Origin of the sequence: Streptomyces sp. CA-146814, from assembly GCF_050942385.1 — a bacterium.
Classification (GTDB): domain Bacteria; phylum Actinomycetota; class Actinomycetes; order Streptomycetales; family Streptomycetaceae; genus Streptomyces.
The window spans coordinates 2,516,927-2,530,204 of the sequence record NZ_CP192068.1 but is presented as its reverse complement, the minus strand read 5'-3'; the positions used below and the strand labels follow the sequence as shown (position 1 = coordinate 2,530,204).

Sequence of the window (13,278 nt, the reverse complement as noted above, 5' to 3'; positions counted from 1 at the left end):
TCCGGAGGATCACGTGTCCCGAACCCTCTCCCGGCGCTCCGTGCTCGCCACCACCGCTGCCGCCGCCTCCGCCGCGGCCGTCGGCTCCCTCGCCACCGCCACCACCGCCCACGCCGCCCCGCCCACGCTCCCGAACGGCACCAGCAAGGACAAGGTCCTCGTCGTCGGCATCGACGGGCTCCGCCACGACGTCATCGCCGCCGCGAGCGCCCCGCACCTCAAGTCGATGATGGCCAACGGCACGTACGGCACCTCGCTGCTGTACGCCAACCCGATGGCCGCCACCTCCTCCGGCCCCGGCTGGTCGACCATCTCCACCGGTGTCTGGCCCGACAAGCACGGCGTGAAGGACAACTCGTTCGCCGGCAAGAACTACACGCGCTACCCCGGCTTCCTCGCCCGCCTCGCCCAGGTCCGGCCGCAGCTCTCCACGTACGCCGCCGTCGACTGGAAGCCCCTGGACGCCCAGGGCACGGTCACGGCCGGCGCCGACGCCAAGCTCGTCCTGGACGGCGACCGTGACGGCTACACCGGCCACGACGCCACCATCGCCGCCGACACCGAGTCGATCCTGCGCAACCAGAACCCGGACGTCGTCTTCGCCTACCTCGGCCAGGTCGACATCGTCGGCCACAACCTCGGCGCGGCCCACGCCCAGTACCGCCAGGCGGTCGACGTCATCGACGGCTACCTCGGCCGCTTCCTCGCCGCGATCAAGGCCCGTCCGACGTACGCCTCCGAGCGGTGGACGGTCATCGTCGCCACCGACCACGGCCACACCGACGCCGGTGGGCACGGCGGCAGTTCCATCGAGGAGCGTCGCACCTTCGTCCTCGCCCAGGGCCCCGGCATCGCCGCCGGTGCCACGCCCGGCGACACCCGCCTCGTCGATGTCGCCGCCACCGTCTTCAAGCAGCTCTCCATCGCACCGGACCCCGCCTGGGGCCTGGACGGCAAGCCGATCCAGGAGCGCTCCACCGACGCCTTCGAGGCGCTCTACCCGGCGCTCGCCGGACGCGTCGACGAGACCGGCATCCCGGCCGGCGTCCTCGGCTGGACCCGCACCGCGCCCAGCGGCTGGTCGGTGATCAACTCCGCGATGGGCACCGGAGGCGTGGCCGAGTGGCGCGGCTGGTCCTTCGCCACCGACGAGTTCTGGAGCCGCAGCCAGCGCGACCAGTCCCGAGAGCTGAACGTCCGCGCGCGCGGGATCTTCGCGGTGGCCGACTCCGACGAGTGGGACGACAAGGCGTCCTCGGGCCCCTTCGACTCCACGCTCGTCACCCCGGCGTACGCGGTCGGCGGCAAGTCCTCCGTGACGCTCGACTTCACCACCCTCTACCGGCAGGAGGGCAGCCAGAGCGCGCGCGTCCTCGCCTCCTGGAACGGCGGAACCCCGACCGTCGTCCGCTCTTACACCTCGGACGTGATCTCCCAGCCGCAGTCGCTCAGCCTGAGCGTCCCGGCCGGAGCCACCAACGTGAGCTTCCGGTTCCACTACACGGGCGCCAACAACTGGTACTGGGTGATCGACGGGGTCAAGATCAGCGCCGCCTAATTATGCTGGGGGTGCCGGGACGGCGTGGTCCGGGCACCCCCAGCACGCAGTACGTACGGCAGGAGTCCCCGCACATGGCAGACCGCAAGCCGATCACTTCCTGGCTCACCGACATGGACGGCGTCCTCATCCACGAGGGCATCCCGATCCCCGGTGCCGACGCCTTCATCAAGCGGCTGCGGGATTCCGGCCTCCCCTTCCTCGTCCTCACCAACAACTCCATCTACACCGCGCGCGACCTCCACGCCCGCCTCGCCCGCATGGGCCTGGACGTGCCCGTCAAGAACATCTGGACCTCCGCCCTCGCCACCGCCCAGTTCCTGGACGACCAGCGCCCCGGCGGCACGGCGTACGTCATCGGTGAGGCCGGCCTCACCACCGCGCTGCACGACATCGGGTACGTGCTGACCGACCACGCCCCGGACTACGTGGTGCTCGGCGAGACCCGTACGTACAGCTTCGAGGCGCTCACCAAGGCGATCCGGCTGATCAACGCGGGCGCCCGCTTCATCTGCACCAACCCGGACGAGACCGGGCCGTCCGCCGAGGGCCCGCTGCCTGCCACCGGGTCGGTCGCCGCGCTGATCACCAAGGCGACCGGCAAGGAGCCGTACTTCGCGGGCAAGCCCAACCCGCTGATGATGCGGACCGGGCTGAACGCCATCGGCGCCCACTCCGAGACCAGCGCCATGATCGGCGACCGGATGGACACCGACGTGCTGGCCGGTCTGGAGGCGGGGATGCAGACGTTCCTGGTTCTCACCGGTCTGACCGGACTCGCGGACATCGACCGCTACCCGTTCCGGCCCTCCCACATCGTCGACTCCATCGCGGACCTGGTCGACCTCATCGACCTGCCGGACCAGGCGGACCGCAGCTGACCCGCGCCTCACCTGACCTGCGCCTCGCCTGACCTGCGCTGATGGCATCCGCAGTCGCTCGAATGGAGGACTGCGGATGCGGGCCACCGGCCCAGGCCTGAACCTTCCCGTAGGAGGTTCACGATGCGTTCCACGCCCATCACGTTCTGTGCCGCAGCGGCGGCCGCGCTCATAGCCCTGCCCGTGCCCGCCGCACAGGCATCCCCGGCCGCCCGGGCCGGCGACGACGACCGGAGATCCGGCACCGTCTCGGTCACCCCGTCCACGATCGCCCCGGGCGGGCAGGTGGAACTCTGGGTCGACGCCTGCGGCAAGGGCCGGGAGGCGAAGGGCAACTCCGACGCCTTCGCCTCGGTCGCCCGCTTCCGCCCCGCCGACGACAAGGGACTCTTCGCCGAGGCCACCATCCGCTCCGACGCCGAACCCCGCACCTACGACGTCTGGGTGACGTGCGAGAACGGCAGGGGCAAGGCCACCGGCACCCTCACCGTCATCCACCACACCCGCCCCTCTCCCGTCGCCCCGGTCAAGGCGGGCGGCGGAGGCACCGCCACCCTCGCCGAGCGGGGAACCGAGTCCGAGGGCCCCGGCCTCCGGCACGCGGTGACCGGCCTCGTCCTCGCCGCCGTCGCCTCCGTGGCCGTCGCCCTGCGCACCTCGCGCCGCCGCCGCGACGCGGCCACGGACTGACATGTCCGCCCCCGCCCGCCCGGCAGGCACCGGGCGACTGCTCACCGGAGTGGCCTGGGCCGTGCTGCTGCTCGGCCTCTGGCTCTACGGGCGTGACGTGGCCGGCGGGCTGTCGGCCCCGACCACCGGCGACGTCGCCGCGGTCGGCCGCCCGCTCGGAGTCCCGCTGCCGCCGGCCCACCAACCGGACCAGGGCGCCGCGCCGCGCAGCGTCAAGGTGGCCTCGGTCGGGATCGACGCGCCGGTCGTCCCGCGCGGCCTGGACCGGGACGGGGCCATCGACCCACCGCCGTACGACCTGCCGCAGACGGCCGGCTGGTACGGCAAGGGCATCCGGCCCGGCGCCGAAGGAGCGGCCCTGCTCGTCGGCCATGTCGACACCGAGACCAAACCCGCCGTCTTCTACGGGCTCAGCGCGGTGCGGCCGGGCGAGAAGGTCGAGGTGGTCCGGGAGGACGGCAGCGTCGCCGAGTTCACCGTGGACGACGTCCAGGTCGTCACCCGCGAACGCTTCGACGCGGAGAAGGCGTACGGGCCCCGCGTGGCCGGCCGGGCGGAGCTGCGGCTGATCACCTGTGGCGGGAAGTACGACCAGAAGTCCCGCTCGTACACCGCGAACGTGGTCGTCTCGGCCTACCTCACGGGAGTGCGCGACACGTAGCCGAGCGAAGAACATCCGGCCCGGCCGACCGCCCCGCGAGGGGTACGCCGACCGGGCCGGCCTCGACCGCGTGCACCGGGCCGCGGGAGTTGCCCGGCGCGGTACGGGAGGTCCGTGCGGTACGGGGTCGATCTCTGCCGCCACTGTAGGGGAACGGGTACCCCCGGGCGCCGGTTTCGAACAGGATGTCCGGAACCCGGTGCCGCTGGGTGACCGCGGAGAGCGCCGGCGTCCCCGCCGGACGGGCCGGTCCGCTGTGCCAGGATGGCCGGGACCAGGCAGCACACCGGTGCGACCCGTGCGAACGGTACGGGCGGGTGCACCCAAGGGGGAGTGGATGTACGGCAGTTGCACCGGCCGGTCCCGGGCGCGCGGGCGAGCGGCGGCGGGCCTCAGGTCGGCCGGCACGGCGGCGGTCTGCGCCGCCCTCCTCCTGTCCGGCTGCTCCGGCGACGGCAGCGGCGACGTGGACGGCGGCTCGGACGGCGGCACTCCGGTCGTCGGTCAGCAGCCCGAGGCGGACGACCCGTACTGGGTGAACCCGGACGGCACGGCGGCCCGGCAGGTCGCCGCGTACGAGAAGGACGGCGACCGGGAGAAGGCCGACCTGATCCGGAAGATCGCCGAGCAGCCGGCCGGTGAGTGGATCGGCCCGGACGACCCGGAGGGCGAGGCACGGCGGGTCACCGAGGCGGCCGCGCGGGCCGACCGGTACGCGCTGCTGGTCCTGTACAACATCCCGCACCGCGACTGCGGCCAGTTCTCCAAGGGCGGCGCCGCCGACGCGGGCGCCTACCGGACCTGGGTGGACGGGGTTGCCAAGGGCATCGGGGACCGTCAGGCGACCGTGGTCCTGGAGCCGGACGCCCTCCTCCACCTGGTCGACGGCTGCACGCCGCAGGAGCACCACGACGAGCGGTACGCCCTGCTCAAGGGTGCCGTCGAGCGGCTGAAGCGGCAGCCCGCCACCCAGGTCTACATCGACGCGGGCAACGCGGGCTGGCAGTCGCCCGAGGCGCTGCACGAGCCGCTGCGGCGGGCGGGCGTCGAGAAAGCGGACGGCTTCTCGCTCAACGTCTCCAACTTCCTCACGACGGCGGTCAGTACGGAGTTCGGCAAGAAGCTGTCGGCGAAGGTCGGGAACAAGCCGTTCGTCATCGACACCAGCCGCAACGGCAACGGCCCGTACGAGGGCGGCGACCCGGCCGAGACCTGGTGCAACCCGCCCGGCCGCGCGCTGGGCGAGCCGCCGACGACGAGGACCGGCGACGAGAGCGTCGACGCCTACCTGTGGATCAAGCGGCCCGGCGAGTCCGACGGCGACTGCAAGGGCGGCCCGCAGGCGGGCGAGTGGTGGCCGGAGTACGCACTCGGCCTGGCCCGCGCCACGGAGTAGACGGCGAGCGTATGTGTGGGCTTCCGCCCTCACGGTACGTACGAGCTTCCGCCCTCACGTACGTACGCCTACGGCACCTCCACCCACGTCCCCTCGGACGGCGTGCCCTTCTCGTCGGTGACGAACGGCATGTCGATCTGTGCAGCCCTGGTGGCAGGGGCGTGACGAAGTGGCGACGAGCGCCCCGGAGCCGCCCCGGCGTCGATTCGTGACGCTCCGCACCTCTGCCGTCGCGTTGCGTTGGCATCGTTCCGGTGTCGGTGGTCGCGAACCAGGGAATGATCAAGGCCCCCTCACGCTCGGTGAGGGGGCCTTGATGGTGCGTGCGCCGTCAGGGACTCGAACCCCGGACCCGCTGATTAAGAGTCAGCTGCTCTAACCAACTGAGCTAACGGCGCCTGCTGACCTGGAGAACTCTACCCGACTCCGGCGGGTGCTCCGGACCATTTACCTGCCGCCACGCCCTGTCAGATGGTCGTTTTTCTCATTGGTCCGTCAAAATGCCTTATGTCGGGAGAGTTGAGACACTGACACCCGTCGCAGCTGCGCCCAAAGATCTTGACGAGTGACGAGTGCGGAGGGGACATCGCATGACTGTGCCGGTCTTCGAGGAGTACGAGCCCGCCATCGACTGCACCTGTACGGGGTGCGCCCTGCAGCGGCGGACCGCCGCGCGGGCGGTCGCGCTGCGGTACGGCGGCCACCCCGCCGCGCACGGCGCGCGCCGCGCCCTGGTCCTGGCCACCGCCGCCGGGGTGGCCCTCTCCTGCGGGGCCGCCGGAGCCGCGGCCGCCGCCGGCCACCGCACCGGCGCCCCCCGGATCACCGAGGACCCCGACCCCGTACCGGACACCCCGCAGGGCGAGAAGGGTCCGCTGAAGGGGTCCGGCGCCTCCGGGCCGCCGTCGGACAGCGCGGTCCTGCGCAAGACCACCCGGGCCGAGATCATCAACCGGGCCAAGCAGTGGGTCGCCGCGAAGGTCCCGTACAGCATGGAGAAGTACTGGTCGGACGGGTACCGCCAGGACTGCTCCGGCTATGTCTCGATGGCCTGGAACCTCGGCACCAACGAATGGACCGGCAGCCTCGCGAACTACGGGACCCGGATCGCCCGCGCCGACCTCCAGCCCGGCGACATGCTCCTCTTCCACAACCCGGCCGACCCCTCCAAGGGCTCCCACGTCACGATCTTCGGCGGCTGGAGCGACCACACGCGCACCCACTACATCGCCTACGAGCAGGCGCGCCCGAAGACGCGGAAGCAGTCGACGCCCATGGCGTACTGGAACAACTCCGACCGGTACGTCGCCTACCGCTACAAGGGCGTCGGCGCCGGCACACCCGGCTCGGGCTCCTCCACCGCCTTCCCCGGAGCGGGCCGGTTCGGCCCCGGTGCGAACAACGCGGACGTCACCCGGCTCGGCGAGATGCTGGTGGCCCGTGGCGGAAAACGGTTCTACGAGATCGGGCCCGGCCCGGTGTGGAGCGCGGCCGACCGGCGGGCCACGCAGGCGTTCCAGCAGGCCCAGGGGTGGAAGGGCGCGGAGGCGGACGGCCTCCCGGGCCCGGACACCTGGCGCCTGCTGACCACGGGGGCGGGCCGTGACATCCCGGCCGCGACCACGGGCGGCAGCCCGAACACCGCGGTGGTCTTCCCCGGGCGCGGCCATTTCCAGCCGGGTCGGTCCAACAGCCATGTCGAGCGGCTCGGCAGACAGTTGGTGAAGAAGGGATACGGCAAGCACTACGTGTCGGGCCCCGACCCCCGCTGGACCGAGGCGGACCGCCGCAACGTCGAGGCGTTCCAGCGAGCCCAGGGCTGGCGCGGCGCCGAGGCCGACGGCTACCCGGGCCCGGAGACCTGGCGCCGCCTGTTCGCCTGAGGCGTGAAGACCTGACGGACCCGATGGAACCGACGGACTCGACGGACCCGACGGATGACGGAAAGGAACCGGGAACCGGTGACCCCAGACCAGAACCCCCACCCGCTGACCGACCACGACCCCCGCCCCTCCGGCGGCGAGACCCCGATGCCCTTGGTGGACGGCGTGGCCCTGCACCAGCCGTCCCCGGTCACCCCACCGCCGCTGTTCCGCCGGAGGGAGGAGACACCGGCGGGGGAGGGGGGACCGAAGGTTACGGGCGGCCTTGACGACCCGGCCCCGGAGGCGGCGGGTGAGACCGTTACGCCGGCTCCGGAGGCGGCGACGGACGAGCCCGGCGCACCGGCCCCGGAGACGGTGACGGACGAGACGGAAGCCCCGGCCCCGGAGACGGCGACGGACGAGACGGAAGCCCCGGCCCCGGAGGCCGCGACGGACGAGCCCGGCGCACCGCCCCCGCTGAAGCTGGTCAGCCTGGCCCACCCGGGCCGCAGCCTCCACCTGGACCAGTTCACCCCGCCCCCGCAGCCCTCTCAGCCGGTCCGCCCGCACTCCCAGCCCGTCCGGCGTCTGAGGACGGAACCCTCGGCCGAGTGGACCCCGCTCCCGGCGTACGGCGAAGAGGCAGGCCCCCGCCCGGACCCCGCCCCCGCCGCGCAGGCGGACAACGCCGAGCCCAAGGACGCGGCCCCCGCCGCACGCGCGGACAACGCCGAGCCCAAGGACGCGGCCCCCGCCGCACGCGCGGACAACGCCGCGCTCAAGGACCTCGACCTCGTCCTGGACCTGGCCAACGGCGCCCGCGCCACCTCCGCCACGGTCTCCGTCTCCGTACCCGCCCCCCAGCCCCCGCCCTCCCCCCGCCGCCACTCCGTCATCGCGGGCGAGTCCACCGCCGCCATCCCCGTCCACCTCCTCTTCCGGGACGACCCGGAGCAGCCCGAACCCACCGCCCTCCCGACCACCGTCGCCCGCCCCGCCACCGCCAGGACCACCCCCCGCCCCCGCTCCCCGCACCCCCGCGTCGAGCCCCCCACCCGCCCCGCCCCCCTCGCCGACCCGCGCCTCGTCGAGCGTCCCGGCCCCGCCCTCCCCGGTTACGCCGCCCTGCTCGCCGGAGCCGCCGGACTCCTCGGCGTACTGGCCCTCCTGTGGTGGCGCGGCGCCCTCCCCGCCGCCGCGCAGAGCGCCGTCGGCCTCGCCCCCCGCCCGTACGAGGGCATCGGCGTCGGCGTCTGGGCCGGTCTCGCCCTCCTGGTCACCGTGGTCGTCCTGGCCCTCGGCGGCCTCGGCCGCGGCCGCGTCGGGTACGCCTGGGTGCTCACGCTCTTCGGCGACTACCGGGGGAGCGTCCGCCGCACCGGCCTGGTCTGGGTCTCGCCCCTGCTGCTGCGCCGCCGCGTCGACGTACGCCTGCGGCACTGGCGCAGCGAACCGCTCCCCGCCGTCGACGCCAACGGCACCGCGCTGCGGGTCGTGGTCCTGGTGGTCTGGCGGATCAAGGACACCGTGCGCGCGGCCCTCGGCATCGAGGACCACGAGGCGTATCTGAGCGCGCAGGTCGAGTCCGCCATGGCCCGGGTCCTCTCGCAGCTGCCCGCCGACGCGTTCCACGAGGACGCCCCCACCCTCCGTGACGCGGAGGCGGTCGGCGACGCACTGACCCGGATGCTCAAGGCGGACTGCGAGCCGGTCGGCGTGGAGGTGTACTCGGCGCAGCCGACCGGGATCGAGTACGCCCCCGAGGTCGCGGCGGCGATGCAGCGGCGGCGGATCGCCGCCATCGACGCCAAACACCGGGACAGCGTGCTGACTTCGGTGGTGGACGCGGTCGACGACACCGTGAACCGGCTCACCACGCGCGGCATCGTCGACCTCGACGACTACGAACGTAAAGCGCTGGTCAAGGACTTGACGGTTGCCTTCTACACCGGCCGCACCGGCGGAGGCGACAGCGTCTGACGGATGATCAGCGCCGCGTCAACGTCCCCAGGGGCCCGGAGACTTCACTCCGGGCCCCTTCGGCCGCTCCGGAATCCGATGCTCATTGGTCTGGACATGTTCATGCGGCGTCAATAATCTAAGACTTGGTCTAGACCGCAGTACCCACCCACCACGCACCAAGCGCGCAGCATGTCGAGCAATGCTCATGGAACCTCCCCCACGTTCTAGAGGAGCGACAGCAATGCGGAAAAAGGCAAGCGCGGCCGTGATCGGCCTGGCGATAGCGGGCGTCTCCGTCCTCGCGACCACCAGTGCCAGCAGTCACGGCTACACGGACTCCCCCATCAGCCGGCAGAAACTCTGTGCCAACGGCACGGTCACCGGCTGCGGCAACATCCAGTGGGAGCCCCAGAGCGTCGAGGGCCCCAAGGGCTTCCCGGCCTCGGGTCCCGCCGACGGCAAGATCTGCGCCGGCGGCAACGGACAGTTCGCCCAGCTCGACGACCCGCGTGGCGGCAACTGGCCCGCCACCCAGGTCACCGGCGGACAGGGCTACAGCTTCCGCTGGCAGTTCACCGCTCGTCACCGTACGAGCGACTTCCGCTACTACATCACCAAGAACGGCTGGGACTCCACCAAGCCGCTCACCCGGGCCGCGCTCGAATCGCAGCCCTTCATGACCGTGCCGTACGGGAGCCAGCAGCCGCCGGCCACGCTGACCCACCAGGGCACGATCCCCACCCAGAAGACCGGCAAGCACATCATCCTCGCCGTGTGGAACGTCGCGGACACGACCAACGCGTTCTACGCGTGCTCGGACGTGAGGTTCTGATCACCCGCGGGTAGCCCGTAGGGCGCCTGTGGATTTCCGCTGTGGCTCGACACGGCGGCCCTGAGCCGGGGCCGCCGTTGCGGTGGGCGGCTGCTGAACCGGGCCGGGAACAGCACTGTGGGCGGTCTCCGTGAAGGAGACCGCCCACAGGCATGTGTCGTGCGCCGTCAGGGACTCGAACCCCGGACCCGCTGATTAAGAGTCAGCTGCTCTAACCAACTGAGCTAACGGCGCCTGCTGACTCGAAAATAATACCTGGTCCTCAGGGGTGCTGATGACACCCCCGACCAGGGGCTCTACAGCGCCAGCGACAGCAGCACCGGGGCCGCGCGCCGGTTCAGCGTGTCCGCCGCCTCGCGGAGCCGGTGGGCGTCCTCGACCGGCAGCGACAGGGCCAGGCATCCGGCGGTGGCCCCGGCCGTCAGCGGCACCGCAGCGCAGACCGTGCCCACCGCGTACTCCTGGAGGTCGAGCACCGGGACCGTGGCGGGCTGCGCGTCCAGCTTGGCCAGGAGCACCTTCTCGCTGGTGATCGTCCGCGAGGTGAGCCGGGCGATCTTGTGCCGGGAGAGGTGGTCGCGCCGCGCCTCGTGGTCGAGCTGGCCCAGCAGGCACTTGCCGACCGCGCTGGCGTGCGCGGAGGAGCGGAAGTCGACCCATTCGTTGACCGCCGGCGTGAGCGGGCCGTCGGCGACCTGGGTGACGCTGATCTCACCGTCCACGTACCGACTGAGGTAGACGGCGGCGCCGACCGAGTCGCGCAGCTGGTCCAGGGCCTGCTGGAGCCGGCCCTCCAGGGCCTGGCGGCGGGCCGCGCCGGAGCCGAGGAGCAGCAGCGAGGCCCCTATGACGTACGCGCCGTCGCTGATCTGCTCCACGTATCCCTCGCGGCGCAGCGTCAGGAGCAGCGGGGCGAGGTGGCCGGCCGGCAGGCCCGTCTCCCGGGAGATCTGCGCGTCGGTCACACCGTCGCCGTGCCGGGAGACCGCTTCGAGCACGCGCAGGGCGTACTGCACCGAGTGGAACGGTGCGGTCGGCTCGGGCTTCAACGCCACGGTGTCCCCCTACAAGGTTGTGACCGCAAGCTTCGGCCCCACGATAGCGGCCGGGCCGCGCTTTCGGGGTGGCGGTCGACGAGTCAGTAGGGGCGCCCCGGCCCTGTCAGCAGGGGCGCACCCTTCTGGCATATGCCAGAGTCATGACCGGACGAGCAACTCCGAGGTCACAGCACCGCGTTGAGGAACTCGCGCGTACGTTCGTGCGACGGATCGGAGAAGATTTTCTCCGGCGTCCCGGACTCCACGACCCGGCCCGCGTCGAACATCAGGACCTTCTCCGAGACGTCCCGGGCGAAGTTCATCTCGTGGGTCACGCAGACCATGGTGATGTCGGTGTTCCGCGCGATGTCGCCGAGCAGCTCCAGCACGCCGGCCACCAGCTCCGGGTCGAGCGCGGAGGTCACCTCGTCGAGCAGCAGGATCTCCGGCTCCATCGCCAGCGCCCGCGCGATCGCCACGCGCTGCTGCTGGCCGCCGGAGAGCTGGGAGGGGTGGGCGTCGACCTTGTCGGAGAGCCCCACCAGCTCCAGCAGCTCCCGGGCCCGGGCCTCCGCCTCCTCGCGCTCCTTGCCGAGGACGCTGACCGGCGCCTCGGTGATGTTCTGGAGCACCTTCATGTTCGGGAAGAGGTTGAACTGCTGGAAGACCATCCCGATCTTCTTCCGGGACTCCCGCAGCTGCTTCTCGCCGGCCGGCTTCAGTCCGCCGTCCGGGGTGCGGACGTGGGAGAGCGGCGAGCCGTCGACCCAGATCACGCCGTCGCTGACCTTCTCCAGCGTCATCAGCAGCCGCAGGATCGTGGTCTTGCCGGAGCCGCTGGGCCCGATCAGGGTGACGTGCTCGCCGCGGTCCACGGTGAAGTCCAGCTGGTCCAGGACCACATGGTCGCCGTACCGCTTGACCACCTTCTCGAAGCGGACCAGCGGCTCGCCCGTGCTCCCGGCCGCCGGGACGGCGTCCTCAGGTGCCGGGGCCTCCGTCTTCCGCAGGGGCAGGGGTTCAGTGGCCAAGGCGCTTCTCCAGCTTTCTCATCAACAGCGACGTGGGGTAGCTCGCGACCAGGAAGATCAGGCCGGCGAGGGTGAAGACCTCGGTGTACGCGAAGTTGTCGGCGCCGTACTTCCGGGCCTCGAAGACCATCTCCTGCACCGTGATCACGGCGAGGAACGGGGTCTCCTTGAACATCGAGACCGCGTAGTTCCCGAGGGCGGGCAGCACGTTGCGCACCGCCTGCGGCAGGATCACGGCCTGCCAGGTGCGCCGGGGCGGCAGCGACAGCGCGCGGCACGCCTCCCACTGGCCCTTCGGTACGCCGTCGATCCCGGCCCGGTAGACCTCGGAGGTGTACGCCGCGTAGTGGACGCCGAGCACCGCGATGCCGATGTACAGCGGCTCGACCGTGTTGAACAGGGCCGCCGCACCGACCAGTTGGACCAGCAGCGGGGTGGAGCGGACGAACTCCGTGACGGCCCGCACCGGGACCGTCACGAACCTGCTCGGCGCGCGTCCCGCCACCGCGACGGCCAGGCCCAGCACGGCCGCCACCAGCGTGCCGAGCACGGTGGCGAGCAGCGTGACGCGGAACCCTTCCAGCAGCAGCGGCAGGGAATCCTGGACCGCGTTCCAGTCGAAACTGTTCACCGGACACCTCCCGCGGCGGCCGTGGTCGCGCTGCGGCTCTTGAACAGGCTCTTCGCGCCGGTGTCCAGGCCGAGCCGCCGCTTGGCGCTCCGCTCCAGCAGGTTCATCAGCATCGTCAGTGCGTAGGCCAGCACGAAGTAGGCGGCCAGCAGGGTCAGATAGGCGGTGAGGGTCTCACCGGTGCGGTCGCGCAGCGTCTGGACCACCGTCATCAGATCGGCCGCCGAGATCAGCCACAGCAGCGGCGTCGCCTTCAGCAGCTGGATCAGCAGATTGGTGAAGCTCGGGATCATCTGCACCCAGGCCTGCGGCAGGATCACCTTCCACAGCCGCCTGGAAGGCGACAGGTTGAGTGCGATGGCCGCCTCGTACTGCGCGCGCGGTACGGAGTTGATGGCGCCGCGCACCACTTCGGCGCCGTACGCACCGAAGTTGAGGCCGAACGCGACCACTCCGCAGACCACCGGGGTCAGTTCGTAGCCGGTCACGAGCGGCATCGCGTAGTAGAGCCAGAAGAGCTGGATGTAGAGGGAGGTGCCACGGAAGAACTCCACGACCACCCGGGAGAACCCACGGGCCAGGAGCAGCCGGCTGCCCGCCATCAGTCCCAGCGCGAAGGCCAGCACCCCGGCCAGCAGCGCGCCCAGGACCGTGGCCTGGAGCGTCACCCACAGACCCGAGCGGACCTGCGGGAACTCCTCGGCGAGGAGCGAGAAGAAGTCACTCATGCGTGT

Annotated in this window: 12 protein-coding genes and 2 tRNA genes; 8 read left to right on the top strand and 6 right to left on the bottom strand. The window is 71.7% G+C overall.

Annotated features, from left to right (window positions below; all coding sequences use genetic code 11):
• Nucleotides 1-13 precede the first annotated feature (13 nt).
• The 5 genes from ACQP09_RS11120 to ACQP09_RS11100 all read left to right on the top strand — a co-directional run bounded on the left by ACQP09_RS11120 (nt 14) and on the right by ACQP09_RS11100 (nt 5,186).
• The gene (locus ACQP09_RS11120; RefSeq protein ID WP_433398043.1) at nt 14-1,558 is read left to right on the top strand and encodes an alkaline phosphatase family protein; all 1,545 of its coding nucleotides are present in this window, start codon (nt 14-16) and stop codon (nt 1,556-1,558) included.
• Between the two features lie 74 nt (nt 1,559-1,632).
• Nucleotides 1,633-2,439 carry an HAD-IIA family hydrolase gene (locus ACQP09_RS11115; RefSeq protein WP_433398041.1) on the top strand — a complete coding sequence of 269 codons (807 nt, stop codon included), beginning with the start codon at nt 1,633-1,635 and terminating at the stop codon, nt 2,437-2,439.
• Between the two features lie 123 nt (nt 2,440-2,562).
• Nucleotides 2,563-3,129, top strand: coding sequence for a hypothetical protein (locus ACQP09_RS11110; RefSeq protein ID WP_433398039.1), 567 nt, complete (start codon nt 2,563-2,565; stop codon nt 3,127-3,129).
• A gap of 1 nt (nt 3,130) precedes the next feature.
• Entirely contained in the window at nt 3,131-3,790 is a 660-nt protein-coding gene (locus ACQP09_RS11105; protein ID WP_433398037.1) for a class F sortase, read from the top strand.
• 337 nt (nt 3,791-4,127) lie between these two features.
• Nucleotides 4,128-5,186 carry a glycoside hydrolase family 6 protein gene (locus ACQP09_RS11100; RefSeq protein WP_433398035.1) on the top strand — a complete coding sequence of 353 codons (1,059 nt, stop codon included), beginning with the start codon at nt 4,128-4,130 and terminating at the stop codon, nt 5,184-5,186.
• Between the two features lie 324 nt (nt 5,187-5,510).
• Here ACQP09_RS11100 and ACQP09_RS11095 read toward each other — a convergent pair.
• Nucleotides 5,511-5,584 (bottom strand) — tRNA-Lys (locus ACQP09_RS11095).
• 192 nt (nt 5,585-5,776) lie between these two features.
• On the opposite strand from ACQP09_RS11095, the gene ACQP09_RS11090 reads away from it, so the two are divergent.
• The 3 genes from ACQP09_RS11090 (at nt 5,777) to ACQP09_RS11080 (ending at nt 9,845) form a co-directional block, all read left to right on the top strand.
• Nucleotides 5,777-7,069 (top strand): peptidoglycan-binding protein, encoded by a 1,293-nt coding sequence (locus ACQP09_RS11090; protein WP_433398033.1) that lies wholly within the window; start codon nt 5,777-5,779, stop codon nt 7,067-7,069.
• Between the two features lie 78 nt (nt 7,070-7,147).
• A complete protein-coding gene (locus ACQP09_RS11085; RefSeq protein ID WP_433398031.1) occupies nt 7,148-9,031 on the top strand; it encodes an SPFH domain-containing protein in 1,884 nt (627 codons plus the stop codon).
• A gap of 223 nt (nt 9,032-9,254) precedes the next feature.
• The gene (locus ACQP09_RS11080; RefSeq protein ID WP_151510745.1) at nt 9,255-9,845 is read left to right on the top strand and encodes a lytic polysaccharide monooxygenase auxiliary activity family 9 protein; all 591 of its coding nucleotides are present in this window, start codon (nt 9,255-9,257) and stop codon (nt 9,843-9,845) included.
• 160 nt (nt 9,846-10,005) lie between these two features.
• On the opposite strand, the gene ACQP09_RS11075 is transcribed toward ACQP09_RS11080, so the two are convergent.
• The 5 genes from ACQP09_RS11075 to ehuC form a co-directional block, all read right to left on the bottom strand.
• Nucleotides 10,006-10,079 (bottom strand) — tRNA-Lys (locus ACQP09_RS11075).
• A gap of 62 nt (nt 10,080-10,141) precedes the next feature.
• On the bottom strand, nt 10,142-10,900 hold the full coding sequence (locus ACQP09_RS11070) for an IclR family transcriptional regulator (RefSeq protein WP_404058338.1): 759 nt from the start codon (nt 10,898-10,900) through the stop codon (nt 10,142-10,144).
• A gap of 167 nt (nt 10,901-11,067) precedes the next feature.
• Entirely contained in the window at nt 11,068-11,913 is an 846-nt protein-coding gene (ehuA, locus tag ACQP09_RS11065) for an ectoine/hydroxyectoine ABC transporter ATP-binding protein EhuA (RefSeq protein ID WP_433398029.1), read from the bottom strand.
• The gene (gene ehuD / locus ACQP09_RS11060) at nt 11,903-12,544 is read right to left on the bottom strand and encodes an ectoine/hydroxyectoine ABC transporter permease subunit EhuD (RefSeq protein ID WP_433398027.1); all 642 of its coding nucleotides are present in this window, start codon (nt 12,542-12,544) and stop codon (nt 11,903-11,905) included. Before ehuD ends, ehuA begins: the two co-directional genes overlap by 11 nt.
• Nucleotides 12,541-13,272 (bottom strand): ectoine/hydroxyectoine ABC transporter permease subunit EhuC, encoded by a 732-nt coding sequence (gene ehuC, locus ACQP09_RS11055; RefSeq protein ID WP_432152056.1) that lies wholly within the window; start codon nt 13,270-13,272, stop codon nt 12,541-12,543. Before ehuC ends, ehuD begins: the two co-directional genes overlap by 4 nt.
• Nucleotides 13,273-13,278: the final 6 nt, after the last annotated feature.

What these genes read in the sequence shown, in the direction of transcription:
- ACQP09_RS11115 (WP_433398041.1), top strand. Translation starts at nt 1,633, where the DNA reads ATGGCAGACCGCAAGCCGATCACTTCCTGGCTCACCGACATGGACGGC.
- ACQP09_RS11110 (WP_433398039.1), top strand. Translation starts at nt 2,563, where the DNA reads ATGCGTTCCACGCCCATCACGTTCTGTGCCGCAGCGGCGGCCGCGCTC.
- ACQP09_RS11105 (WP_433398037.1), top strand. Translation starts at nt 3,131, where the DNA reads ATGTCCGCCCCCGCCCGCCCGGCAGGCACCGGGCGACTGCTCACCGGA.
- ACQP09_RS11100 (WP_433398035.1), top strand. Translation starts at nt 4,128, where the DNA reads ATGTACGGCAGTTGCACCGGCCGGTCCCGGGCGCGCGGGCGAGCGGCG.
- ACQP09_RS11090 (WP_433398033.1), top strand. Translation starts at nt 5,777, where the DNA reads ATGACTGTGCCGGTCTTCGAGGAGTACGAGCCCGCCATCGACTGCACC.
- ACQP09_RS11080 (WP_151510745.1), top strand. Translation starts at nt 9,255, where the DNA reads ATGCGGAAAAAGGCAAGCGCGGCCGTGATCGGCCTGGCGATAGCGGGC.
- ehuC (WP_432152056.1), bottom strand. Translation starts at nt 13,272, where the DNA reads ATGAGTGACTTCTTCTCGCTCCTCGCCGAGGAGTTCCCGCAGGTCCGC.